Annotated in this window: 20 protein-coding genes; 4 read left to right on the forward strand and 16 right to left on the reverse strand. The window is 69.5% G+C overall.

Annotation, left to right across the window (positions count from 1 at the left end; all coding sequences use genetic code 11):
• Positions 1 to 43: 43 nt before the first annotated feature.
• Positions 44 to 1,033 carry a LacI family DNA-binding transcriptional regulator gene (locus AC1DDU_RS06145; RefSeq protein WP_477432141.1) on the reverse strand — a complete coding sequence of 330 codons (990 nt, stop codon included), beginning with the start codon at positions 1,031 to 1,033 and terminating at the stop codon, positions 44 to 46.
• Between the two features lie 143 nt (positions 1,034 to 1,176).
• Here AC1DDU_RS06145 and AC1DDU_RS06150 point away from each other — a divergent pair, with 143 nt between their 5' ends.
• The gene (locus AC1DDU_RS06150) at positions 1,177 to 2,319 is read left to right on the forward strand and encodes a glycoside hydrolase family 172 protein (protein WP_477432143.1); all 1,143 of its coding nucleotides are present in this window, start codon (positions 1,177 to 1,179) and stop codon (positions 2,317 to 2,319) included.
• 5 nt (positions 2,320 to 2,324) lie between these two features.
• Positions 2,325 to 3,959, forward strand: a complete 1,635-nt coding sequence (locus AC1DDU_RS06155; protein WP_477432145.1) for a hypothetical protein — start codon at positions 2,325 to 2,327, stop codon at positions 3,957 to 3,959.
• A 107-nt stretch (positions 3,960 to 4,066) separates the two neighbouring features.
• Here AC1DDU_RS06155 and AC1DDU_RS06160 read toward each other — a convergent pair whose 3' ends face one another.
• The 13 genes from AC1DDU_RS06160 to dnaK all read right to left on the reverse strand — a co-directional run bounded on the left by AC1DDU_RS06160 (position 4,067) and on the right by dnaK (position 20,153).
• Positions 4,067 to 6,091: a DUF4185 domain-containing protein gene (locus AC1DDU_RS06160; RefSeq protein WP_477432146.1), complete on the reverse strand. Its 2,025-nt coding sequence runs from the start codon at positions 6,089 to 6,091 to the stop codon at positions 4,067 to 4,069.
• Positions 6,092 to 6,147: 56 nt separating this feature from the next.
• On the reverse strand, positions 6,148 to 7,476 hold the full coding sequence (locus AC1DDU_RS06165; RefSeq protein WP_477432148.1) for an ABC transporter substrate-binding protein: 1,329 nt from the start codon (positions 7,474 to 7,476) through the stop codon (positions 6,148 to 6,150).
• Positions 7,477 to 7,751: 275 nt separating this feature from the next.
• On the reverse strand, positions 7,752 to 9,539 hold the full coding sequence (locus AC1DDU_RS06170) for an ABC transporter ATP-binding protein (RefSeq protein WP_477432150.1): 1,788 nt from the start codon (positions 9,537 to 9,539) through the stop codon (positions 7,752 to 7,754).
• Entirely contained in the window at positions 9,536 to 11,257 is a 1,722-nt protein-coding gene (locus AC1DDU_RS06175) for an ABC transporter transmembrane domain-containing protein (RefSeq protein ID WP_477432152.1), read from the reverse strand. The genes AC1DDU_RS06170 and AC1DDU_RS06175 overlap by 4 nt, the downstream gene beginning before the upstream one ends.
• Before the next feature lie 4 nt (positions 11,258 to 11,261).
• Positions 11,262 to 12,143 carry a carbohydrate ABC transporter permease gene (locus AC1DDU_RS06180; RefSeq protein WP_477432154.1) on the reverse strand — a complete coding sequence of 294 codons (882 nt, stop codon included), beginning with the start codon at positions 12,141 to 12,143 and terminating at the stop codon, positions 11,262 to 11,264.
• 1 nt (position 12,144) lies between these two features.
• Positions 12,145 to 13,101, reverse strand: a complete 957-nt coding sequence (locus tag AC1DDU_RS06185) for a carbohydrate ABC transporter permease (protein ID WP_477432156.1) — start codon at positions 13,099 to 13,101, stop codon at positions 12,145 to 12,147.
• 73 nt (positions 13,102 to 13,174) lie between these two features.
• A complete protein-coding gene (locus tag AC1DDU_RS06190) occupies positions 13,175 to 14,521 on the reverse strand; it encodes an ABC transporter substrate-binding protein (RefSeq protein ID WP_477432158.1) in 1,347 nt (448 codons plus the stop codon).
• Positions 14,522 to 14,531: 10 nt separating this feature from the next.
• Entirely contained in the window at positions 14,532 to 14,789 is a 258-nt protein-coding gene (locus tag AC1DDU_RS06195) for a hypothetical protein (protein WP_477432160.1), read from the reverse strand.
• Positions 14,786 to 15,949: a DUF4185 domain-containing protein gene (locus tag AC1DDU_RS06200; RefSeq protein WP_477432162.1), complete on the reverse strand. Its 1,164-nt coding sequence runs from the start codon at positions 15,947 to 15,949 to the stop codon at positions 14,786 to 14,788. The genes AC1DDU_RS06195 and AC1DDU_RS06200 overlap by 4 nt, the downstream gene beginning before the upstream one ends.
• 103 nt (positions 15,950 to 16,052) lie before the next feature.
• Positions 16,053 to 16,541 carry a heat shock protein transcriptional repressor HspR gene (locus AC1DDU_RS06205; protein ID WP_477432164.1) on the reverse strand — a complete coding sequence of 163 codons (489 nt, stop codon included), beginning with the start codon at positions 16,539 to 16,541 and terminating at the stop codon, positions 16,053 to 16,055.
• A gap of 128 nt (positions 16,542 to 16,669) precedes the next feature.
• Positions 16,670 to 17,668 (reverse strand): DnaJ C-terminal domain-containing protein, encoded by a 999-nt coding sequence (locus tag AC1DDU_RS06210; protein ID WP_477432166.1) that lies wholly within the window; start codon positions 17,666 to 17,668, stop codon positions 16,670 to 16,672.
• A gap of 14 nt (positions 17,669 to 17,682) precedes the next feature.
• Positions 17,683 to 18,282, reverse strand: coding sequence for a nucleotide exchange factor GrpE (locus AC1DDU_RS06215; protein ID WP_477432168.1), 600 nt, complete (start codon positions 18,280 to 18,282; stop codon positions 17,683 to 17,685).
• A gap of 2 nt (positions 18,283 to 18,284) precedes the next feature.
• Complete coding sequence (dnaK, locus tag AC1DDU_RS06220; RefSeq protein ID WP_477432170.1) at positions 18,285 to 20,153, reverse strand: molecular chaperone DnaK; 1,869 nt, start codon at positions 20,151 to 20,153, stop codon at positions 18,285 to 18,287.
• Positions 20,154 to 20,343: 190 nt separating this feature from the next.
• Here dnaK and AC1DDU_RS06225 point away from each other — a divergent pair, with 190 nt between their 5' ends.
• Entirely contained in the window at positions 20,344 to 20,901 is a 558-nt protein-coding gene (locus AC1DDU_RS06225) for a GNAT family N-acetyltransferase (protein WP_477432172.1), read from the forward strand.
• Positions 20,902 to 20,945: 44 nt separating this feature from the next.
• The gene (locus tag AC1DDU_RS06230; RefSeq protein ID WP_477432174.1) at positions 20,946 to 21,356 is read left to right on the forward strand and encodes a VOC family protein; all 411 of its coding nucleotides are present in this window, start codon (positions 20,946 to 20,948) and stop codon (positions 21,354 to 21,356) included.
• Between the two features lie 11 nt (positions 21,357 to 21,367).
• On the opposite strand, the gene AC1DDU_RS06235 is transcribed toward AC1DDU_RS06230, so the two are convergent.
• Together AC1DDU_RS06235 and AC1DDU_RS06240 are read right to left on the reverse strand one after the other, a co-directional pair.
• On the reverse strand, positions 21,368 to 21,925 hold the full coding sequence (locus AC1DDU_RS06235) for a hypothetical protein (protein WP_477432176.1): 558 nt from the start codon (positions 21,923 to 21,925) through the stop codon (positions 21,368 to 21,370).
• 25 nt (positions 21,926 to 21,950) lie between these two features.
• Positions 21,951 to 23,534 (reverse strand): MFS transporter, encoded by a 1,584-nt coding sequence (locus tag AC1DDU_RS06240; RefSeq protein ID WP_477432178.1) that lies wholly within the window; start codon positions 23,532 to 23,534, stop codon positions 21,951 to 21,953.
• Positions 23,535 to 23,574: the final 40 nt, after the last annotated feature.

The following is a 23,574-nucleotide window of genomic DNA, read 5'->3' on the forward strand; positions in this document are numbered from 1 at the left end:
AACCGTGCGAAACGCCGCTCGGTCTGAAACCGCGGTTGCGGTGTCAGCCTCGGACGGAGGCCCGGGCGGGCTGCACCTCGTTGCGGAGCACGACGGTGCGGGCGGGCTGGTCGTCGCCGTTGATGCGCTCGAGCAGCATCTTCGCGGCGGTCACGCCCATGTGACGCGCCGGCAGCCGCACCACGGTGACGGCCGTCGGGCTGAGCGTCGTGAAGGGCAGCGAGCCGACGACGGCGACGCCGATCTTCGGCGGTGTGAGGCCGTGCTCGGTGAGCACCTGAATCGCCCCGACGCCGAGCAGGTTGTTGGCGGCGACGATGGCGTCGGGCGGATCGGGAAGGGCGAGCAGCTCCTCCATGACCTCCCGGCCGCCGTCGACGCGGAACGTCGAGTACCGCAGGAGCTCGTCGGGATCGGCATCCGGGAAGTGGCGCGCGAGCACCGCCCGCCACCCCTGCGCACGCTCGTACGCGGTCTCGATGTGCTGGGGTCCGGTGATGCACGCGATGCGGCGGTAGCCCGCCTGCACCAGGTTCTCGGTCGCCGCCTGGCCCGCGGTGCGGTTGGCCATGACGACGCCGTCGATGTCGTATCCGGTTCCGCGGTCGACGGCCACGACCGGACGCCCGGTCGCCATCAGCTCGTCGAGGTTGGTGTGGTCGGATGCCGCCGCGAGGATGACGCCCGCCATCTGCTCCGAGATCGCGATCTGGAGGTAGGTCGCCTCCTTCTCCATCTGCGCGTCGGTGTTGCACAGCACGACGGAGTACCCCGCCTGGGAGGCGACATCCTCGACGCCGCGCGCCATCTCGGTGAAGTAGGGGTTCTCGATGTCGGGGATGACGAGCGCGATGACCTCGGACGCCTGGCGCCGCAGCGACCGCGCGGTGCGGTTGGGCGTGAACTTCAACTGGCGCGCCGCCTCGCGCACGGCGAGCGTCTTCTCGTCCGACACGCCCATGCCGTTGAACACCCGGGAGACGGTCGCCGGTGACACGCCGGCCAGCTTCGCGACCTCATAGATCGTGGCCATGTCACCTCGCTCGCCCTCGCGCCGGCTCGCGTTGACATGCCGGTCAGCCAACAATACAGTGTTGAAATCGATTCCAACATATCTGGTTCCGAACGAACGATCGCACCGCTCTGCGGTGCACCGACCCGAGGACGCGCCCGCCGATGAACGCTCCCCAGCTCCCCTCCCCCGACCTCTCCTCGATCGCGTCGCTGCGGTCGCTGCAGACCCGCTCCATCTCGCCCGAGAACTTCGACGGCGCCGTTGGGGGCGGCGGACGCGCGACCGAGGGCACCGGGGCGTCCTGCGCCCGCGATCTCGGCCCGGGCTGGAAGATCTCGCCGAGCGTCGACATCAAGGCCGGTGAGACCTTCGACCTCGCGAACATCCAGGGCGGCGGGAAGATCACCCACATCTGGATCACGACGCACACCGACAACTGGCGCACCCTCATCCTGCGTGCGTACTGGGACGGCGCCGAGGAGCCCGCCGTCGAGGTGCCCTACGGCGACTTCTTCTGCAACGGCTGGGGCGTGTTCGCGCAGGTGAACTCGCAGCCCATCGCCGCGAACCCGCACGGCGGGTTCAACTCGTACTGGCCGATGCCGTTCCGCAGCGGCGCGCGGCTCACGATCGAGAACACGTCCGTCGTCGACGTGCGCGTCTACTACCAGGTCACCTACGAGATCGGCGGCGACTACTCGAACGAGGGCTACTTCCACGCGCAGTGGCGGCGCTCGAACCCGCTCGAGGAGCTCGTGCCGCACACGATCCTCGAGGGCATCGAGGGCAGCGGCCAGTACGTCGGCACGTACATCGCGTGGGGCGTCAACTCCAACGGCTGGTGGGGCGAGGGCGAGATCAAGTTCTACCTCGACGACGACACCGACTACCCGACCATCTGCGGCACCGGCACCGAGGACTACTTCGGCGGCGCGTGGAACTTCGACATCCCCGGCAAGGGCTACACCGAGTTCTCCACGCCCTACCTCGGCATGCCCCAGGTGATCCGCCCCGACGGCCTGTACGTCAGCCAGCAGCGCTTCGGCATGTACCGCTGGCACCTGCTCGACCCGATTTTCTTCAGCTCCGGCATCCCGAAGGTCGACATCCAGGCGCTCGGCTGGCGCAGCGGCTGGCGCTACCTGCCGCTGCGCGACGACATCGCGTCGACCGCGATGTTCTACCTGGACCGGCCGACGGCGCGCCGCCCGAAGTCGCCCAGCGCCGACGACATGGAGGTGCACCTAGGCACCGCCCCGGTGCCTGACATCGGCTCGACGCCGCCGCGCGCACCCCAGGACTGAGCGCGGTGACCGATCCGTCGTCGGACGCGGCGTTCCCGCGCATCGACGGCGCGCCGGTGAACCCGGATCCCTCCCCCCTGCGCCTGCGCGTCGCGCACGTCGACCAGGCGAACACGGTGTGGGCCGACGGCGACGGCGACCTGTGGCCCTCGGCGTGGGCGGGCGACGGCGCGCTGTACGCGGCCGCCGGAGACGGCACCGGGTTCGCCCGCCACGGCTGGAGCGACATCCTGGTCGGGCGCATCGACGGCGACCCGACGTCGGGGATGACCGGCACGCCGCTCGCGGCGGGCGACGCCGTCGCGCCGATCTGGGACCCACCCCGCTTCAACCGCAAGCCCACCGGAATGGTCGCGGTGGACGGCGACGGCGACGGGCACGACGAGCTGTACCTCGCCGTGCAGGACCTGCGCTGCGGCGGCGAGGAGGGCGTGTTCGACGAGGCGCCCACTGCCACCGTGGTGCGCTCGGCCGATGACGGCCGCACCTGGACGTGGGCGGACGAGCCGCTCTTCCGCGACCATGTGTTCACGACCGTGATGTTCCTCGACCTCGGGCAGTCCAACGGCGGCAGCCCGTGGGTCTACGCGTACGGCCTCGACGGCAACTGGCGCACGTCGTTCACGCGGATCGTGCCCGACCCGACGGAGCTGTTCCTGGCACGGGTGCCCGCGGCATCCGTTCTCGACCGCGGGGCGTGGGAGTTCTTCGCCGGCCGCGACGCCGGCGGCGGTCCGCGCTGGAGCGCCGCCATCGCCGCGAAGGCGCCCGTGCTGGTCGACGAGCGCCGCATGTACCCCGTACCGCCGCCCGACGGGAGCAGGTCGGGCTTCACCACGATCGCCCAGGGCGGGGTGGTGTGGAACCCGGGGCTCGGACGGTACCTCTACTCCTCGTGGAGCGAGTACACGCACGAGTTCTTCGAAGCCCCGGCACCGTGGGGACCGTGGCGGCATCTGCACTCCGCCGACTACGGGAGCTTCCCCTGGCAGGGACCTCGGTCGCCGCTGGCGAAGCACGGCGGCTACGCCCCCACGATGCCCTCGAAGTTCCTCTCGGACGACGGCCGCGACCTGTGGTTGCAGAGCAACTGGTTCTTCGAGGCGGGATCCCGCGGCGGCCGCGCGTACACCTTCGGCCTGCGCCGGGTGCGATTCGATCCGGGGACGGATGCCGTCGCCCCGGCCGCCACCGGCAACCTCGCGCTGGCTCCCGACACCCGGCCGCTGGTCTCCCGTGTCGCCGACGGACAGACGTCGGTGCTCAACGACGGGCGGCGGGATCTCGCCGAGGACTCGAGCCGCGGACCGGGTTCCGGAGACGACGCGTGGGGCTACCAGTGGCCCTCCCCGCGCCGATTCGACCGCGTCGTCTATGTGCCCGGCGGGCAGGACTCGATGGGCGGATGGTTCTCCGACGGCCCCCGGATCGAGGTCCGGGTGGAGGGTGAGTGGCGTGAGGTGGCGGCATCCGTCGCTCCCGCGTATCGCAACGACTTCACGGCGCTCGAGGAGCGCGAGTACGTCTTCGACTTCGCCGAGGTGTGCGCCGACGGCGTGCGGCTGATCGGCAACCCTGGCGGGCCGATGCGGTACACGTCGATCGCCGAGCTCGAGGTGTGGCTCCGCGGCGATCGCTGATCCGTAGGCCGGTCAGCGCCCGAGCGTTCATCGCCCGCCACGCGGCGGAACGCCCGCCGCCAGACCCGGTCGGGTCGGACGGCGGGCGTGCACCTGAGCTCAGCCGACTACGGCTTGCCCGGCTTCCCAGGCTTGTCGGGCTTGCCCGGGTTGTCGGGCTTGCCGGGCTTGTCGGGGAACTCCGGCCGCGGCTTGCGCGGGTCGTAGTGCACCGCCTTGAGCGTGAGCGCACATCCTTCGCACGAGGTGAGTATGGCGCGGTCGGCCGTCGCGGCGGTCGTCACGACGAGCTGCGAGTCGGTTCGCGAGGCATCTCTGCGCACCGTCGCCGCGAAGGTGACCTCGAGCGTCTGGCCCGCCGGGATCGCCCCGGTCCACCGCAGCGTCGACCCGTCGAGCACCGGCGCGCCGATCGAGGAGCGCAGCGAGGCCGGGTTGAGCGTGGCGTCGTCGACGAGTCCGGCGAGGTCGACGGCCAGCGCCACGCCCTCGGGCCCCGCGCTGTCGGTCGACGCGCGCACCGTGTAGGTCACGACGTCGTCGCGCACCACCTCGGTGCCCGCCTTCGGATTCGAGGAGACGGTGACCGAGAGCCCCGGCAGCTGCTCCTTCGCCTTCACGAGCGAGATGTCGTCGATCTGCACCCAGCGGTCGCCGTTCAGGTTCGTGCCCACGAACGCCTGCACCTGAGTGCGGTTGCCGCTGTGGAACGTCACCGAATACCGCGTGTACGCTCCGACCGCTTCGAACGTCGTCTCGCCGATCGTCGCGCCGCCCGCGCCGAGGTCACGCACGCCGATCGATCCCTGCGCGGGTGCACCGCCGGTCACCACGAATCCGGTCAGTGTGTAGGTGGTGTTCGGCTCGACGGCGACGTCCTGGTGGACGTCGATCCAGCCGGCGTTGAAGCGCATCCAGCCCTGCTTCGTGCCACCGTGCGCCCAGGCGTGGTTGGTGTCGATGCCGCAGTTGCCCGTGCAGGCCCAGGGCGCCGGCATCCCGCCGCCCGTCGCGCGCTCGAACCCGGGGTCCTCGATGAGGTTCGGGTTCACGACGGTGCCGTCCTCGTCGATCTCGGCGCGCATCAGGTAGACGTTGTACGGCTCCCACTGCGACAGTGCGAAGTACAGGTCGCCATCCTGCGACCACGGGTGCATGTACCCGCCGTAGAGGCCCGGGTAGTCCGCGAAGCTCGCCAGCCGCTGCGACGGCGCCCACGGGCCCTCGGGCGACGGAGCCGTGCGCAGCACCAGGTCGAGGTTCTGATCGAGGTAGGTCATGAGCCATCCGCCGGTGTGCTCGCTGTACTGCACCGACAGCTCGGCGACGTTCGGCGGCACGATCGCGACGGCGGCGGTGTCGTCGCCGAGCACCCACGTGGTGCCGTTCCAGTACGAGTACGCCGACTTGTCGAGCACCTGCGCCTCGGGCACGCGGGCGACGTGCGCCGCGCCGAAGCGCCCGTTGGGCGTGCCGAACATGTACACGTAGCCGTCGTGCTTCTCGAACGCGACCATCTGGAACGGATGCTGCCCATCGGCCGTGTTGGTCCACTGCGGGCCGTCGGTCGAGTTCCAGGTCTGGCCGTTGTCGTCGGAGTAGGCGATGCGGCTGAAGTTCGTGTCCCATGCGCCCGGCGCGCCCCACTGGCGCACCGACATGAACGCGAGGTACTGGCGCGATCCCACGGCGATGCCCGCCGTCGGGATCGTCGTCATCTCCTGCCCGTTGATCTTGAGCGACGGGATGATCTCGCCGGCGTGACCGGGGGCGTCCTCGACCGCCGAGTCGAACGTGATGCCGTCGGACAGGTCGGTGTCGGAGCTGCGCAGCAGCACGTTCGACCGCCAGTCGCCGCCTCCGCCGCCAGGACCGTTCCAGTCGCCGAATGTGTCGCCGAACGCGGTGAGGATCTCGCCCTGGCCGTTGTCCCACATGATGCCGAGGTCGGTGCCCGTCACCTTCCAGCGCGCATCGGTGGCGCTGGTCGACTTCGGACCGGTCATCTTCGCCACGACGACGGCCGGGGAGTGATCCGGGGATGCCGCGGCGACGGCGTCGGGGGCGGCGGCCGACGCGGCCGTCATCCCGACGGGAGCGATCGCGCCGATCACGAGCGCGGCGAGCGCCACCGTGACCGCTGTGCTTCTTCGTGCATGTCGCATGAGGTTCCTGCCTTCCTGTCGTCCTACTGGAGTTGCTCAGCGAGCCCGAGGTCGCCGATGAGCTTGGTGATGGTGGCGTCGGCCTCGTTCACCGCGGCATCGATGTCCTCGCCACGCATGGCCTTCTCGAGCGCCGTGCCGAATGCGAGGCTCACCTGCCAGTCGTAGGTCGGCTCGAGGATCGCCGACTTCGTGGAGTCGACGAGCACCTCGTAGAACGGGTCCACGTCGGCGCCCGGATCGGCCGCCAGCTCCTCGGCGAGCGACAGTCGGGGCGAGAGCTTCGTGAACTTCGTCTTGACGAAGTAGTCCTTCGGGAGCGCCGTGTCTTCCGCGAGCATCCAGCTGATCGCGGCGGCCGCCTCCTCGATGCGCTCCGACTTCGCGTCGACGCCGATCGTCCAGCCGCCGAGCGTCGCCGTGGCCCGGCTCGGGTCGCCGTCGACGCTGGGCATCGCTGCGACCGCGAGGTTCTCCACCATGTCCGGGTAATCGTTCAGGAGAAGGCTGATCCCCCACGACCCGTTCGCCATCATCGCGAGCTTCCCCTCGCCGAGCGGCGCCGCATCGCCGTAGGGCGAGAGCGGCTGCTTCGCGAGGATTCCGTCGCCGTAGAGATCGCGATAGAACTCGAACAGCGGCCGGTAGGCCGGGTCGGTCGCCAGGGACTCCGACCAGTCATCGGAGATCGGCATGTGACCGGCGGTGCCGAACTGCGCGCCCCACGTCGACCAGGACAGCTCGACCGCGGTCTGCGCGATCTGGAATGGCACCACGTCCGGATCGGCATCCTTCAGCGCCGTGCCGGCGGCCAGCAGTTCATCCCAGGTCTGCGGTGGCGTCGCCGGGTCGAGCCCCGCGGCCTCGAACAGATCGGTGCGGTAGAAGAGGAGAGCGCTGGGCTCGTAGAGCAACGGATACGCGAACTGCTCCCCGTCGACGGTGACGGCATCCAGGAAGCGCGTGTCCAGGTCGGCCCAGGCACTGTCGTCGATGTACTCCGTGATGGGTGCGATCTGCTGGTTGCGGGCCTTCATCGGCACGGCCGAGTAGTTCATCGTGTACATGTCGGGAGCGTTGCCGGCAGCCTGTGCCGACTTGAGCTTCTGGTCCCACGCGTCGCCGGGCACGACCGTGAGCTTCACGTGGATGTCGTCCTGCGATTCGTTGAACGCGGCGACGGTCTCCTTGTACCAGGCGTTGTCTTCGTCCGAGAACTGGTTCTGCCAGAACTCGACGGTCACGGCGCCGTCGGATCCCTCGTCCGGGGCTCCGCTGCCGCAGGCGGTCACGGTGAAGACCGCTCCGGCCACGACGGCGGCGGCGGCGATCCTCGGGAACGAATGCGTCATTGCATCTCCTTTGGGGCTTCCGGTTCCTGGCGCGGGCCCCACCCTCGACGGCCCGGCCGGCCGCGACGACGTCCCGGGCACGCGCCCTCATCGGTCACAGTGGTTGGGAGACTAGCGCGAAATCGATTTCAGACGCAAGAGGCGTTTGAGGGTACTTCCGACCACAGCTCGAGAGCGATCACATGCGTGACCAGCGATTCCCTGCGGGAAAATCAACACGCATCGGTGATTCTGGTCCCGCGGGGAGGCGGACCAGAATTCGGGATCGATTTCACTCAGGCGGGATCCTGCTGCCCGTCGCGACCCGCGGACTCCGATGCCCCGTCGTCGCTCCAGGCGTCCCACAACCGCGCATAGGCGCGACCCTCGGTCAGCAGCTCGTCGTGCGAACCGAGCTCCACGACACGACCCGCCTCGACGACGGCGATGCGGTCGGCGTCGTAGGCCGTGGACAGCCGGTGGGCGATCGCGATCACCGTCCGTCCGTGGAGGGCAGCGCCCAGCGCGGCCTCGAGGTCGCGGGCCGCACGCGGGTCCATCGCCGAGGTCGCCTCGTCGAGGATCAGCGTGTGCGGGTCGGCGAGCACGACACGCGCCAGCGAGAGCTGCTGCTCCTGCGCCGCGGTGAGGGGATGGCCGTTCGCGCCGACGGCGGTGTCCCAGCCGTCGTCGAGCGCACCGATCCACGCCAGCGCTCCCGTCGTGGCCAGCGCGTGCCGCACCTGCTCGTCGGTGGCCTCGGCACGGGCCAAGCGCACGTTCTCGAGGATGCTCGTCGCGAAGACGTGGCTCTCCTGCGCCACCAGGAGGATCTCGCGGCGCCGCCGATCCAGCGGGATGTCGACGACGTCCACGCCGCCGACGATCGCGCGTCCGGAGCTGGGGCGGTCGATGCCGGTCAGCAGGCGCGCGAGCGTCGACTTGCCGGCGCCGGACGGGCCGACGACCGCAAGCCGCTCGCCGGGCACCACCTGCAGCGACACCCCGTGCACCACCTCGTGCCCCTCGCGGTAGGCGAAGCGCGCGTCGCGCAGCTCGACATCCTGCCCGACGGGCCGGGCAGCGGCATCCGTCTCCGGCTCCCGAAGCTCCGACACGCCGAGGATGCGCGCGAACGAGACGACCCCCTTCTGCAGCTCGTCGGTCCACCCGATCAGCGACTCGAGCGGCGGGACCAGCGCAGCCGCGTAGAGGGATGCCGTCACCACGGTGCCGATCGGGATGACCCCCTCGATGACGAGCCATCCGCCCCACGCGAGCGACGCGAACACCGGGATGGCGAACGCGAGGTTCGACCAGGGCAGCATCACCTGCCGGAGCCGGATGCGCCCGAGCTGCGCCAGCCACCGTTCGGTGAGCGCGGCACCCGTCGAGCGCACCCGCGCGTCCTGCAGGCTCAACGCCTCGACCGTGCGCGCACCACCCGCGGTCTCGTTGATGGAGGCGAAGAACGGGCCGTAACTCGCCCCCATCCGCCGGTACACGGCGCTCGCACGCGGCACGTACCAGCGCATCACCAGCACGAGGATGGGCACCCCGAGCAGGAAGACGGGGGCGATGAGCGGCGCGGTGATCACCGTGGCGGACAGGGTCAGCACCACGGTCACGACCGCGATCGTGGACTCCGGAAGCGCCCGGCGCACCGTCCCCGATACCGCGCTGACATCCTGGGTCGTGCGGGTGACGAGGTCGCCCGTGCCGCCCTGCTCGACGAGGCCGATCGGCAGCAGCAGGGCGCTGGCCATGAAGTCGTCCCGCAGCCGGGCGAACACGTCCTCGCCCAGCACCGCGGCCGTCCGCGTGGCGATCACGATGAGCGCCCCTTGCACGAGGGCGCACAGCAGCATCCCGCCGCACACGAGCGCCACCTCGCCGGCTGTCGCACCGGCGGTGAGCCGATCGACCAGCAGCCCCATGAGCCGCGGCGGAAGGATGCCGACGAACGCCGACACCCCGAACAGCACGATGACGCCGATGAACCGGCCGCGCCGCTCGCGCCAGATGCCCACGAGCGCCGCGCGCACCCGCGCCGGGCTCGCCGTGGGCACGGCCGCACCGTTCATCGGGCCCCCTCCGCCCGCAGCACGACCGCGCGGAACTCCGCCGACCCGAGCAGTTCGTCGTGCGTCCCCTCGGCGACGACGCGGTCGCCCGAGATGAACGCGATGCGGTCGGCGCGCGCGAGCACGAGCGGGCTGGTGGTGACGATGACCGTCGCGGCGCCGGCGCGGTGAAGACGGATGCCGTCGGCCATGCGCTCCTCGGTCGGCGCGTCGACCGACGAGGTCGGGTCGAGCATCACCAGCAGCTCGGGCTCCGCCAGCAGCGCACGGGCGACGCCGAGGCGTTGGCGCTGTCCGCCGGAGAACTCGACCCCCCGCTCCCCCACCAGGACGTCGAGCCCGCCGTCGAGAGCCTCGACGATGTCGGCCCCCTCCGCGGCGGCCACGGCACGGAGGATCACGTCGTCGTCGTGGCGCCGCCACGGGTCGAGCAGCTCACGCAGCGTGCCGCTGAAGAGGAAGGGCACCGGGTCCGACACGACGATGCGGCGACGCACCTCCTCGACCGGGAACGCGGAGAGTTCCACGCCGCGCCATCGCACCGTCGCCCCCGGCACGTCGGGGACGAGGCGGCCGAGGCGGTCCACGAGCGCGCGGGCCGCACCGGCGTCCGTGGCGACGACACCGAGCAGCTCGCCCTCGCCCGCGCGCAGGCCGGTCGTGGCGTCCTCGATGAGGACGACGCCAGGGTGCGGCTCGCGCGCCGGGGCGACGGCATCCCGTTCCCACAGCGGCTCGACCCGCAGCAGCCCGACAATGCGCTTGGCGCTGACGTGCGCGGCGACGCCGACGGTCAGCACCTGGTTGACCAGCGCCACCGGCAGCAGCAGGAAGCCGGCGTACCCGTAGAACGCCACCAGCGCCCCCACCTGGAGGTGCCCGTCCACCACCAGGATCGCCCCGATCCAGGTGAGGAGCGCGACGAAGATCCCCGCGACGAGGACGTTCATCGCCTCGGCGGCCGCGAGCGGCCAGGCGACCCGGACCCCGGTATCGCGCACCTGCGCGGAGTGCTCCTGGTAGCGCGCGAGGAATCGGCGCTCCCCGCCGACGCCCCGCAGCACCCGCAGGCCCTTGACACTGTCGAGGGCCACCGTGTTCATCGCGGCCCTCGCCTCCCATGCCGCGGACTGCCGGGTGTGCAGCGACTTCACGAGCGCGAACGACAGCGTGGCGAAGACGGGCACGCCCACGAGCACCAGGACGCCGAGCAGCACCGACTCGCGCAGCAGCAGCACCGCGACCGTGACGAACGACACCGTCGCCGACACCAGCGATCCCACGTTGATGGGCAGGAAGCTCACCGGCCAGGTCTCGGAGGCCATCGTGACCACGGCCCCCGGCTGCAGGGCACGGTCTGCGGCCGTCGTCACGCGAGTGGACGCGTGCGCGAGCACCTGGCCGACGCGCGACTCGGCACGCGAGAAGTTGATCGAGCCCGCGCGATCACGCAGTCCCTGGATGAGCGAATGCTGCAGCTGCAGCCACAGCACCACCGCCATCCACACGGCGAACGCGGCGTAGTCGCCGGCGACGAGCCCCTGGTCGATCGCCTGCCCGATCGCCCACGGGGTCAGCGCCAGGCCCAGCAGCCACACGACGTCGCACACCGTGCCCTGCAGCACGGTCGTCCACTGCAGCCGTGTCACCCACGCCAGGAAGCCGGCGGGCGTCACTGCGCTCGGCGGCTCCTGGTACGGCTCGGGGATGGGTTGCATTCAGCTACTTGAGACCCGCCATCTTGATGTTGCCGATGATCTGGCGCTGGAAGATGAGGAACAGGATGATGACGGGCGCCGCCGCGAGGACCGACCCGGCGATCAGCAGACCGAGCTCGGTGCTGCGCTCGGAGCGGAAGGTCGCGAGGTACTGCTGGACCACGAACTGGTCCGGCGTGGTGATCGTCATGATCGGCCAGACGTACGAGTTCCAGTAGGCGAGGAACGCGGTGATGCCCATCACGACGAACGGCGGCTTCGACAGGGGCAGGAAGAGCTTGGTGAAGATGCGCATGCGTCCGCAGCCGTCGAGCATCGCCGCCTCTTCGAGGCTGGACGGGATGCTCAGGTAGAACTGCCGGATGAAGAAGATCATCCCCGCGCTGGCCGCTCCCGGGACGACCAGGACGGCGAGGGTGTCGAGCATCTGGAGGTTCGTCACCACGATGAAGCTCGTCAGCAGGATCGTCATCCCGGGGATGAACATCGTCGTGATGACGATGACCCACAGCGTCCGCTTGAACCGGAAGTCGAGGCGGGCGAACGCGTACGCGGCGAGCGAATTGACCGTGAGGGCGAGCAGCGTGAAGAGGACGGCGCCGAAGAAGGTCCACAGCATCGTGCGGGTGAACGTCGGGTCGGCGAGGATCTGCGCGTAGTTCTCCCAGCGCCAGACCTCGGGGAAGAACTGGAACGGGGTCTGGATGACCTCGGTCTTCGACTTGAAGCCGGCGATCACCATCCAGGCCAGCGGGAACAGCGCCGCGGCGATGAAGACGATCCCGACCAGCGCCTTGCCGATCGCGTAGAACCACCAGCTGAGGTCGCGGGTGCGGCGCCGCGGAGCGAGCGCGGTCATGGCGGGGGCTTCCTGAACGGCGGTCACGTCAGTCCACCAGCCTCTCGGAGTTGACGAAACGGAACACCAGCGCCGAGACGGTGCCGAGCACGACGAACAGCAGCAGCGCCGCCGCGATCGAGTAGCCCACGTTGATGTCGTTGCGGAAGTGGTTGAAGATGAACAGGTTCGGCAGCGTGGTCGAGTTCAGCGGCCCGCCGCCGGTCATCACGAGCGGCAGCTCGAACTGCTGGATCGCCGCGACGAACCCGGTGATCAGCAGGTAGAGGAACACGTTCTTCATCTGCGGCAGCGTGATGTAGCGGGTCTTCTGCCACCAGTTCGCGCCCTCCATGGCGGCGGCCTCGTAGTACTCGGACGGGATGTCGACCATCGCGGCCACCATGATGAGCGACGTGAGCCCCATCCCGAGCCAGATGGCCGGGATCGCGATGGCCAGCAGCGCCCACGCCGGGTCGCCGATCCACGCGATCGGGTCGATGCCGAAGCCGTCGAGCATCGCGTTGAGGATGCCGCCGGAGTAGTTGTAGATGAGCACGAAGATGATCGACGTGATCACCGACGAGATGATCGTCGGGATGTAGATGCTCACCTTGAGGGTGCCGGCGAACCAGCGCGACACGCTCACCACGAGGCTCGAGAAGAAGAACGCGAGCAGCAGCATCGGGGGGACCGTCATCGCCACGAACACGAAGCCGCGGCCGATCGACTCCCAGAACAGCGGGTCGCTCAGCACATTCGTGAAGTTGCGGAAGCCGACGAACTCGGGGTCCTTGTAGAAGCTCCAGTCCTGGAAGGACAGGTACCCGGCGTAGACCGCCGGCCAGATCACGAAGATCCCCAGCAGCACCACCGCCGGGAGGATCAGCAGGTACGCGATCCTGCCGTCGCGGTACCGGAAGCGGTTGTGCCGGCGCCTCTCCTGCCATCGACCGGGGAGCACCATGGTCTCCGTCTCGGTCATCATCGTCTGCGTCGCGGTCATTTCCTCACCTCGCTGTGGGCCCGGGCACAAGTCCGGGGGCCGATGTCACCGGCCCCCGGACCTCATCCGTTCGCTAGGACTTCGGCGCCTTGCTGGGCAGGTCGTCGCGCTGGATCACGGTGTTGATGGCATCCTCCGCCGTCTTGATGGCGTCGTCCGCAGACGCCGCGCCCTTCATGACGGATTCCATCGCCGTTCCGACCGCGAGCGAGACGTCCCACGGGTAGGTGGGCTCGGGGATCGCCGTCGGCACGATGTCGTTCATCACGATGCCCGACCAGGGTGCATCGGCACTGGCCTCGTCCGCCGTGACGGCGTCCTGCACGGCCGTGCGGACCGGGACCTTCGTGAACTGGGTGTCGACGAAGAACGGCACGAGCAGTTCGGGGTCGCCGGCGAGCGCCCACGTGAGGAAGTCGGCCGCCGCCTGCGCGTTCTTCGACTTGGCGTCGATCACCCAGCGGAAGTTGCCCAGGGTGGTCGCGCCGCGACCGTCGGCGTCCGCCGCGTTGGGGAACGCGCCGACGCCGGTCTTGGGCAGCACGTCCTGGTAGTCCGACCCGATCTCGGACATCATCCACGAGCCCGACACCTTGAACGCGACCTTCTCCTCGCCGAAGTCCTTGCCTCCGACGTACACGTCCAGGGCCTGCTGGGGCATGTAGCCCTCGTCCCACAGCGTCTTGTAGTTGGCCATCAGCTGGCGATAGCCGTCGTTGTCGATGTCGGGCGCGGTCCAGTCTTCGTTGAGCGCGGTGTGGCCGGCGAAGTTGTACTGCTGACCGACGGAGGACCACGCGAAGGTGACCGCGTCGCTGGCCGGCGAGATGCAGTACTGGCCGTCGGCGAGCGTCGGCTTGATCGCCGCGCACATGTCGAGCAGCTCGTCCCACGTGGTCGGGCCGGTCTCCGGGTCCAGGCCCGCTGCCGAGAGCAGGTCCTTGTTCCAGAACAGCACCGTCTGCGGCTCGAGCAGGAGGGGGTACGCGTAGTACTTGCCGCCGATCTGGGAGATCGGCTGGGCCGCGTCGATGATCTCGTCGAGCTTGTCCTGCGGCACGAGGTCGTTGAGCTCGTGCAGCTGCCCGGCGTTGACGGCGTCGGTGATGCTCGCCGAGAACGTGTAGATGTCGGGCGCCTTGCCCGCGGCCTGCGCGGACTTCATCTTCTGGTCCCACGCGTCGGCGGGCACCTCGGTGTCGACGACCTTGATCTCGTCCTGCGACGCGTTGAACTGCTTCACGATGTCGGCGTACCACTCGTTCTCGACGGGCGTGAACGTGCGGTGCCAGAACTGGACGGTGGTGACCCCGTCCCCTCCGGCGTCGCCGCCGCCGCCGGCGCTGCAGCCGGCGAGGACCGTTCCCGCCGCCGCCGCTGCCGCGACGGCGAGCAAGAGCCTGCTGTTTCTCTTGTGCATTCGTCCCTCCTCAGGAACACGACTCTTCGGTGAGTCGGAGCTGTGGCCGGTCACGGCGTCCCGATCCGTTCGGATCGGGCGCTGCCGCCGTCCTGCGCGGATCGCCGGTGACCTCGTCACGGTCAGAGTAGACGAAATCGATTTCATGCGCAATGGGCGCAAACTGCGATCCGCGGTGATCGGCCCAACCGAGACGCCCACGGCGACGGCAGGATGCGGCATCCGCTCGGTCTGTATCGATTTCACAACGCACGGCGACGGCGGTCATGGGGTCTTCTCGAGGTCCACCGAGAACCAGAACACGTTGTACGGCCCCCACAGCGACAGCGTGAAGTAGATCCGCTTGCCGCCCTCGGCGACGTAGCGCGGATTCAGGTACGGCGAGTAGAGCCCCGGGTAGTCCGCGCCGGGAACCAACAGCACCGGATCGTTCCACGGCCCCCACGGCGTCACGCCCTCGCGGATGTAGGCGTCGCCGCCGTCGGAGTAGGTCATGATCCAGCGGTCGAGGTAGTCCGACCGCATCACCGACAGCTCGCCGATCGTGCCGTCGACCACGATCTCGGCGGCATCCATGTCGGGGTCCCAGCGGGGCGCGCCGTCGGCGTCCGTGCCGGCGAAGTACGAGTAGGCGCCGGGGTCTTCGACCGCCTCCTCCGTGGCCGGCACGCGCATGAGCGCGACCCCGCCGAAGCGGCCGGACGGGATCGTCCAGAAGTACACGTAGTCCTCGCCGCCGTCGGAGACGTGCACCGGCGCGACCTGGATGAAGTTCGACTCCCCCGGCCACCGCGGCTCGTCCAGGGGCGTCCAGGTGCGGCCCTGATCGGTGGATTTCGCGAGACCGGCGTAATTCGCGTCCCACGCGCCGGGCTCTCCCCAGTACGACACCGACATGTACGAGATGTAGAGCGTGTCGCCGATCGCGAAGCCGTGCGTCGGGATCTTCGTGACCTCGCCGTCGCCGTCGTTGATGTCGTGCTCGCCCTCGACGAGCGCCTGCGCCCACCCGAGATCGTCGACCGGCGCCCAGCCGTCGAAGCTGATGCCGTCGGACGGGTCGTCGTCGGTCGTCCAGGCCGAGACGTTGGAGCGCCAGACCCCGCCCTGACCGCCGATCGAGTCCGGGTCGCGCTGCCCGAACGTGTCGCCGAAGAAGAAGTAGGTTCGGTCGCCCAGGTTGGTCATCGAGCCGAGGTCGGTCCCGGCGACGGCCGCGGACTCGGTGTCGTTCATCCCGTCGGGACCGGTGAGCTGTGCGATCTGGGTGAGGTTCGACACCCCGGAGAGCACGAAGGGCTTGTCGGCGTCGGAATCGACGACGGGCAGCCCCGGAGCGGCGCACGCGGAGAGCCCTCCGACGAGCACAGCGGATGCCGCGACCGCGGCGACGCGGCGGGCACGGGCACGGGAGCGCGACGGTGACATGATCCTCCTCGATCGTCGATGTCACGATACGTCGGGAAGGCGGATTCGCGAAATCGATTTCACGTTCCTGCGCGCGGAAACGCCGTCCCGCACGACGGTGCGGTCAGCGTTCTCCTCGCGGAGCGGATGCCCCGCCCTGGGCGTCCGCGTCATCGCTCGGCGCGATCGGCGTGCGGGGTCGCCAGACCACGACCTCGGTCGCGCGGCGGACGCGCGTGCCGTGCCGGAGCGTCACGACGGCGCCCGTCGAGCCCGCGGCGAACACACGAGCGCCCGGCCGCTTCTCGAGCTCCGCGCGCATGCGGTCCTCGAGGTCGCGGACGCGGCCGTGCAGCTCCTGCACGCGGTTCTCCAGCTCGAGGATGCGCACGATCGCGGGAAGCCCGATGCCGTCGGACGACATCCGGGCCACCTCGCGCAGCTGCTCCACATGCCGCAGCGAGTAGCGCCGCGACCCGCCCTGCGTGCGAGCCGGCACCACCAGACCCAGCCGGTCGTACTGACGGAGGGTCTGCGGGTGCATGCCCGACAGCTCGGCGGCCACGGCGATCGCGAAGATCGGGGCATCCTCGTCGATGTCGTCCTCGGCCATTCTCGTCACCTCCTTGATGCCGGCCGCTGAGCGAGCGAGGAACGAGCGAGACGAAGCGCCTTGAACCGACGATCGGCGTTGGCCACGCGGCGTTTCGTCTCGCTTCGCTCGCTCAACGACCGATTCTCCTAGCCCTGCGCCTTGGCCATGAGCTCGGCGCGCGGATTCTCCTTCGGCTCCAGGCTCTGGAAGCGCTCCAGCGCCTCGCGGGCGGCGTCGTCGAGGTGCGACGGCACCGCGACCTGCACCTCGGCGAGGAGGTCGCCGGTGCCCTTGGTCGTCTCGACGCCGCGCCCCTTGACGCGCAGCACGCGTCCGGACGGGGTGCCAGGAGCCACGCGCAGCCGCACCGGGTCGCCGCCGAGGGTGGGCACCTCGATGGTGGCGCCCAGGGCCGCCTCGGTGAACGTCACCGGCACCGTGACGCGCAGGTTGAGCCCGTCGCGGGTGAACACCGGATGCGGGCGCACGGTGACCTGCACGACGATGTCGCCGTTCTCGCCGCCGTCGGGCGAATGACGCCCGCGCCCGCGCAGCCGGATCTTCTGGCCGTCCGAGACCCCCGCGGGGATCTTCACCTTGAACGGCTTGCCGTCCTCGCCCTGCAGCGAGATCGTCTCGCCCTTGGTCGCGGTGACGAAGTCGATCGTCGTGCGCGCCGTGACGTCGGCGCCGCGGGTCGGGCCGCCGTAGCCGCGGTATCCGCCGCTCGGCTGCCCGAACCGCCCGGAGCCGAAGCTCCCGCCGCCCTGCTGCTGGTTGAACATCGCGAAGATGTCGTCGAAGTCCTCGGCGCTCTGGTAGCGGGCGCCGCGGCCCTGGTTGAACATCGAGAAGACGTCCTCGAAGCCCCCTGCGCCGCCCTGACCGCCCGCGGTGAAGCGCGCGCCCGAGCCCATCGCCCGGATCTGGTCGTACTCCTTGCGCTGCTCGGGATCGGAGAGCACGGAGTAGGCCTCGCTGACCTCCTTGAACTTCGCCTCCGCCTTGGCGTCACCCTGGTTGGAATCCGGATGGTACGTCCGCGCGAGCTTGCGGTAGGTCTTCTTGAGATCGGCCTCGCTGACGTCCTTCGAGACGCCGAGCACCGAATAGAAGTCCTTGTCGAACCAGTCCTGACTGGCCATGGGTCCTCCTTCGGCTACTCGGCGGGAACTGCGACGACGACCTTCGCCGGACGAAGCTCCACCGAGCCCAGGCGATAGCCGATCTCGACGACCTCGAGGATCGTCGGGTCGGTCTGGCCCGGGGTCGGCACCTGGAAGATCGCCTCGTGCTGCTGCGGGTCGAACACCTCGCCGGCCGCGCCGTAGGTGACCAGGCCGATGCGCTCGGCCACGCCGCGCAGCTTCACGGCGATCGCGGCGAAGGCGGAGCCCTCCTCGAGATCGCCGTGCTTCTCAGCGCGGTCGAGGTCGTCGAGCACCGGCAGCAGGCCCTTGGCGACCGCGCCCTGGGCGCGCTCGATCTCGACCTCGCGCTGCTCCTCGGTGCGGCGGCGGTAGTTGGCGTACTCGGCCTGCAGACGCTTGAGGTCGTTCAGCAGCGCCGACTCGAGGTCGGCGAGCACGGCGTCCTCTGCCGCGGCGTCGGCGTTCTGCTCGGCGCCGAGGATGTCGTCGACCGTGAGCTCGTCCTGCCCGTCCTGCGGCGCGGGGCCGGAGGCGTTCGCCTCCGACCCCACACCCTCGGGCCGGACCTCGTCGCCGTCGTTCGGCTGTTCGTGGTCCTTCTTCGCCATGACTACTTCTTCTCGTCTTCGTCGTCGATGACCTCGGCGTCGACGACGTCCTCGTCGGAGGCCGTCGCGCCCTGGGCGTCGCCGGCGTCGCCGGCTGCGGCATCCGGAGCGGACTGCGAAGCCTGGCCGGCGGCGTAGATCGCCTCGCCCAGCTTGCCCTGGCTCTGGTTGAGCTTGTCGAACGCGGTCTTCACGGCCTCGTCGTCGTCACCGGCGAGAGCGGTCTTGAGAGCGTCGACGTCGCCCTGGACCTCGGACTTGACGTCCTCGGGGAGCTTGTCCTCGTTCTCCTTGATGAGCTTCTCGATCGAGTACGAGAGCGTCTCGGCCTGGTTGCGGACCTCGGCCGACTCACGACGCTTCTTGTCTTCGGCGGCGTGCTCCTCGGCCTCGCGCACCATGCGCTCGATGTCGTCCTTCGGCAGCGACGAGCCGCCGGTGATCGTCATCGACTGCTCCTTGCCGGTGCCCTTGTCCTTGGCGGACACGTGCACGATGCCGTTCGCGTCGATGTCGAAGGTGACCTCGATCTGCGGGATGCCGCGCGGCGCCGGGGCGATGCCGGTCAGCTCGAACGTGCCCAGCGGCTTGTTGTCGCGGGTGAACTCGCGCTCGCCCTGGAAGACCTGGATCGCGACCGACGGCTGGTTGTCGTCGGCGGTGGTGAAGGTCTCGGACCGCTTGGTCGGGATGGCGGTGTTGCGCTCGATGAGCTTCGTCATGATGCCGCCCTTGGTCTCGATGCCGAGGCTCAGCGGGGTGACGTCGATGAGGAGCACGTCCTTGCGCTCGCCCTTGAGGACACCGGCCTGGAGGGCGGCGCCGACGGCGACGACCTCGTCCGGGTTCACACCCTTGTTGGGCTCCTTGCCGGTCTCCTGCTTCACCAGCTCGGAGACGGCGGGCATGCGGGTCGAACCGCCGACGAGCACGACGTGGTCGATGTCGCCGACCTTGATGCCGGCCTCGCGGATCACGTCCTCGAACGGCTTCTTGGTGCGGTCGAGGAGGTCCTTGGTGAGGTCCTCGAACTTCGCGCGCGTGATCGTCTCCGACAGCGACACGGGGCCCGAGTCGGTCAGCGACAGGTACGGCAGGTTCACGGACGTCGAGGTCGAGCTCGAGAGCTCCTTCTTCGCCTGCTCCGCGGCCTCCTTGAGGCGCTGCAGGGCGATCTTGTCGCCCGAGACGTCGACACCGGTGGTGTCCTTGAACTGCTTGATCAGGTAGTCGACCAGGCGCTGGTCCCAGTCGTCGCCGCCGAGGCGGTTGTCGCCGGCGGTCGCGCGCACCTGGATGGTCGAGAAGTCGTCGTCCTTGCCCACCTCGAGGAGGGAGACGTCGAAGGTTCCGCCACCGAGGTCGAAGACGAGGATGAGCTCGTCCTCCTTGCCCTTGTCGAGGCCGTAGGCCAGAGCGGCCGCGGTGGGCTCGTTGATGATGCGCAGGACGTTCAGGCCCGAGATCTCGCCGGCCTCCTTGGTGGCCTGACGCTCGGCGTCGTTGAAGTACGCGGGGACGGTGATGACGGCATCCGTCACGGTGTCACCGAGGTACTGCTCGGCGTCGCGCTTGAGCTTCTGGAGGATGCGCGCGGAGATCTCCTGCGGCGTCCACTTCTTGCCGTCGACGTCGAAGCCCCAGTCGGTGCCCATGTGGCGCTTGACCGACGAGACGGTGCGGTCGACGTTGGTGACGGCCTGGCGCTTGGCGGTCTCGCCGACCAGCACCTCGCCGTCCTTGGTGAATGCGACGACCGAGGGGGTCGTCCGGAAGCCCTCGGCGTTGGCGATGACCTTGGGCTCGCCGCCCTCGAGGACGCTCACGACCGAGTTGGTCGTACCGAGGTCGATTCCGACAGCACGTGCCATGTGTATCTCTCCTTCGTGTGGGCGCAGACCGATGCCGGCGCCCGGGGTGTACGGGAAGTCTTCTCACGACCCGACCGAAGGTTGAGTCGCGATGACTCAACGATACGCCCGGGGTGCAGCATCCGTCAAATCAAAGTTGATATGACTCGACTCAAGTTGCGCGACGCAGTGTTCGGGAAAGGATGGACGGATGCCTCTCCCCTGGGATTTCCGCCCGCTGCGCGGCGAGCGCCTGACCCTCGACCTGCTCCGCGACGACGACCTCGACGACCTCGCCGCCATGCAGGGCGATCCGGAGGTCTGCCGGTACCTCCTCTACGAGGCACGGTCGCGGGAGAAGGTGGCCGAGATCCTGGAACGGGATGCCGCCGCCACGCGCCTGGCCGCCAAGGACGACTACGTCCAGCCGGCGATCCGCGGGGAGTCCGGCGAGTTCCTGGGCACGATGTACTTCACGATCGCGAGCGTGGACGACCGCACCGCCGAGATCGGCTGGATCCTCACGCCCGCAGCGCAAGGGCGCGGGTACGCGACGGAGGCGGCGCGGCTGCTGCTGGACCTGGCGTTCGGCGAACTGGGCCTGCACCGCGTCTACGCCGAGCTCGACCCGCGCAACGCCGGGTCGGTGCGCATCTGCGAGCGGCTCGGCATGCGCCACGAGGCCCACCACCTCGAGCACATGTGGCTGAAGGGCGAGTGGACCGACACCGGTCACTACGCGATCCTCGAACGGGAGTGGCGCGGCTGACGGAGGGCTTGGCCCTCGCCGGGCATCTGCGACAGACTGCCGGGATGCCTGTCTTCGACCACCTCGGCATCACCGTCGACGACCTCGACCACTCGATCCTGCAGTTCGACCCGGTCATGTCGGCGCTGGGGTTCACCCGCACCGACGCCGAGGCCTCGGTGGCCTGGTACGCCGAGGGCGACGTGGAGCTGATCCTGTTCCCCGCCCGCGAGCCCGGCTCGGGGCCCCATCGGCACGGGCGGGTCGGCTGGCAGCACCTCGCCTTCGCGGTGGACTCGCGTGCCGACGTCGACCGGCTGCACGCGATCGCGCTCGATGCGGGCTGGACGGCGGTGCGCGAGCCGAAGCCGTACCCGCGGTTCAACGACCGCTACTACGCCTCGTTCCTCGAGGACGCGAACGGCATCCGCATCGAGTTCATGCACAACCCGCCGCGCGACACCACGCCGGTCTGACCTGCTCCGGATCAGACCGCGTGCGCGAGCGTCTGCAGCGCGATGACCAGCAGCCCGAGCGCGACGAGGATCGCCAGCGCGATCAGCTTCTGCAGCCACGACAGACGCGCGCGGCCGACCCCCATCCAGCCGATGACGCCGAGCGTCGCGATGTAGACGATCGACGCGATCCGCAGCGCGGTGTCCAGGTGCAGCACGCCGGTCCAGGCCAGCACCACGAGGATCGCCGGCACGACCACCGTGCTCAGCGCGCCGCCCGCGATGCGGCCGAGCAGGGCGAACTCGGCACGTCCGGGGAACTCCTGGTGCACCGCGAGATGCGACACGATGTCGGACACGAAGCCCGCCGCGGTGATCCCGACGACGCCGAGCACGAGCGCGAAGAACGCATGGTCGGCTTCAGGGTGGTCGCTCGCCGACACCACGAGCACGATCGCCAGTCCCGTGAACGTCGCATACACGCGTTCTTTGAAGTACCTCACGAACGCGTCGGCGTCGCCGTCGAAGCCCGCCAGGCGCCGCTGCTGCTTGCGCGACAGCGGCCGCGCTCCGGCGCCGTTCTCCGTCATGAGCGGTCCTCTCTCCCGCCCGCGCTCACCCGAGCAGGGAGCCCTCGGCGGCCTCGTTCGGCTTCGGATCGGGCAGCCGTCGCATGCGGAGGGCGTTGACCACGCCGAGCAGGGCGGCGAGGATCGGGATCCCGAGCGCCACCTGAAGGGCGATGTGCCGCGCCTCGGTGTTGATGCGGACGACCTCGTCGGCGGCGGCGGGCGGCTCGTCCGCGAGCAGCTCCTCCAGCCCCGTGTTCGACATGAGCTGCGCGTCCTCCTCGAGCACGGTGGCGACCTGCTCCTGCTGCTCGGACGAGAGGACGGTGCTCTGGTAGGCGAGCGTGGTGAACGACAGCGCGAGCGTGGCGAGCATGATCGCACCGGCGAAGGCGAGGCCGAACGACAGGCCGAACGAGCCGGCCGCGGAGTTGACGCCGGCGGCCTCGCTCACGCGCTCGTCGGAGATCGGCGACAGCGTGTAGTTGTTCAGCTGCGAGACGAGGAGCCCGAGGCCCGAGCCGGCGATGATGAGCGGGACGGTGAGGTACCAGCCGGAATCGGCGATCGGCACCAGTGGCACGATCGCCACCAGGCCCACCGCGGCCAGCGAGAATCCGAGCAGGATGAGGTTGGCGGGGCGCCCCTTGCCGCGGCGACCGGCCCAGATCGCCACGGCGAACATGCTCAGCGACAGCGGGGCGATCGACAGCCCGGCCCACAGCGCGTTGTACTCGAGCACCATCTGCAGGTACAGCGGGAGCACGATCATCGTGCCGCCGAGGGCGATCTGCTGCAGCAGCTGACCGCTCACGCCGGTGCGGAACGGCTTCGACGAGAACAGCGCCGGGTCCAGCAGTACCGGCTTGCCCCGCTTCTTGCGCGAGTTCAGCCACCAGGCGAGACCGCCGAGCGCCACCACGCCGAGCCCGATGAGCAGTCCGACGTAGCCGCCGCCCTCCTGCCACACCAGGATGCCGAGCACGACACCGCCCATGCCGATCACCGACAGGCCGGCGCCCACCAGGTCGATGGAGCGGTCGCCGGTGTACTTCACGTCCTTCACGAGGCCGATGCCCAGCAGCACGACGGCGATGATCACCGCTTCGAGCCCGAAGGCGACGCGGTAAGACCAGAACGTCGTGATGAACCCGCCCAGGAGCGGTCCCACAGCGGCCGCGATGGCGGCGGATGCCCCCACCAGCGCGTAGACCCGCTTCTGATGGTCTCCGGCGAAGTTGCCGTGGATGAGCGACTGCATCGACGGGAGCAGGAGCGAGGCGCCGATCCCGCCGATGACCGCCCAGAAGATGATGACGGCGGTGAGGCTCTGCGCGAAGGTCATGGCGACCGCGCCGACGGCGTAGCCGAGCAGGCCCAGGATGTAGGCGAGCTTGCGACCGATGAGATCGCCCGTCTTGCCGCCGATGAGGATGAAGGCGGCCGACACCAGCGCTTCGAGGGCGATCGCCCCTTGCACGCCGCTGGCGGTCGTGTCGAGCTCGCGCACCACCGCCGAGATGGACACGTTCATGATCGACGTGTCGACCACGAGCACGAACATCGCCATCGCGAGCAGGATCGCGAGGCGGCCGTTGAAGGTCGTCGCCGGCGCGGAATCGCCTGTCATGAACGAAGCCAACCACCCGGTGCCTTCCGAGCGCTACGGT

It is taken from the genome of Microbacterium sp. 05T445 (assembly GCF_056395865.1).

Bases quoted from the DNA above. Each gene is read 5' to 3' on its own strand.
- AC1DDU_RS06145 (WP_477432141.1), bottom strand. From the start codon at position 1,033: ATGGCCACGATCTATGAGGTCGCGAAGCTGGCCGGCGTGTCACCGGCG.
- AC1DDU_RS06150 (WP_477432143.1), top strand. From the start codon at position 1,177: ATGAACGCTCCCCAGCTCCCCTCCCCCGACCTCTCCTCGATCGCGTCG.
- AC1DDU_RS06165 (WP_477432148.1), bottom strand. From the start codon at position 7,476: ATGACGCATTCGTTCCCGAGGATCGCCGCCGCCGCCGTCGTGGCCGGA.
- AC1DDU_RS06170 (WP_477432150.1), bottom strand. From the start codon at position 9,539: ATGAACGGTGCGGCCGTGCCCACGGCGAGCCCGGCGCGGGTGCGCGCG.
- AC1DDU_RS06175 (WP_477432152.1), bottom strand. From the start codon at position 11,257: ATGCAACCCATCCCCGAGCCGTACCAGGAGCCGCCGAGCGCAGTGACG.
- AC1DDU_RS06185 (WP_477432156.1), bottom strand. From the start codon at position 13,101: ATGACCGCGACGCAGACGATGATGACCGAGACGGAGACCATGGTGCTC.
- AC1DDU_RS06190 (WP_477432158.1), bottom strand. From the start codon at position 14,521: ATGCACAAGAGAAACAGCAGGCTCTTGCTCGCCGTCGCGGCAGCGGCG.
- AC1DDU_RS06195 (WP_477432160.1), bottom strand. From the start codon at position 14,789: ATGACCGCCGTCGCCGTGCGTTGTGAAATCGATACAGACCGAGCGGAT.
- AC1DDU_RS06200 (WP_477432162.1), bottom strand. From the start codon at position 15,949: ATGTCACCGTCGCGCTCCCGTGCCCGTGCCCGCCGCGTCGCCGCGGTC.
- AC1DDU_RS06205 (WP_477432164.1), bottom strand. From the start codon at position 16,541: ATGGCCGAGGACGACATCGACGAGGATGCCCCGATCTTCGCGATCGCC.
- AC1DDU_RS06210 (WP_477432166.1), bottom strand. From the start codon at position 17,668: ATGGCCAGTCAGGACTGGTTCGACAAGGACTTCTATTCGGTGCTCGGC.
- AC1DDU_RS06215 (WP_477432168.1), bottom strand. From the start codon at position 18,282: ATGGCGAAGAAGGACCACGAACAGCCGAACGACGGCGACGAGGTCCGG.
- dnaK (WP_477432170.1), bottom strand. From the start codon at position 20,153: ATGGCACGTGCTGTCGGAATCGACCTCGGTACGACCAACTCGGTCGTG.
- AC1DDU_RS06225 (WP_477432172.1), top strand. From the start codon at position 20,344: ATGCCTCTCCCCTGGGATTTCCGCCCGCTGCGCGGCGAGCGCCTGACC.
- AC1DDU_RS06230 (WP_477432174.1), top strand. From the start codon at position 20,946: ATGCCTGTCTTCGACCACCTCGGCATCACCGTCGACGACCTCGACCAC.
- AC1DDU_RS06235 (WP_477432176.1), bottom strand. From the start codon at position 21,925: ATGACGGAGAACGGCGCCGGAGCGCGGCCGCTGTCGCGCAAGCAGCAG.
- AC1DDU_RS06240 (WP_477432178.1), bottom strand. From the start codon at position 23,534: ATGACAGGCGATTCCGCGCCGGCGACGACCTTCAACGGCCGCCTCGCG.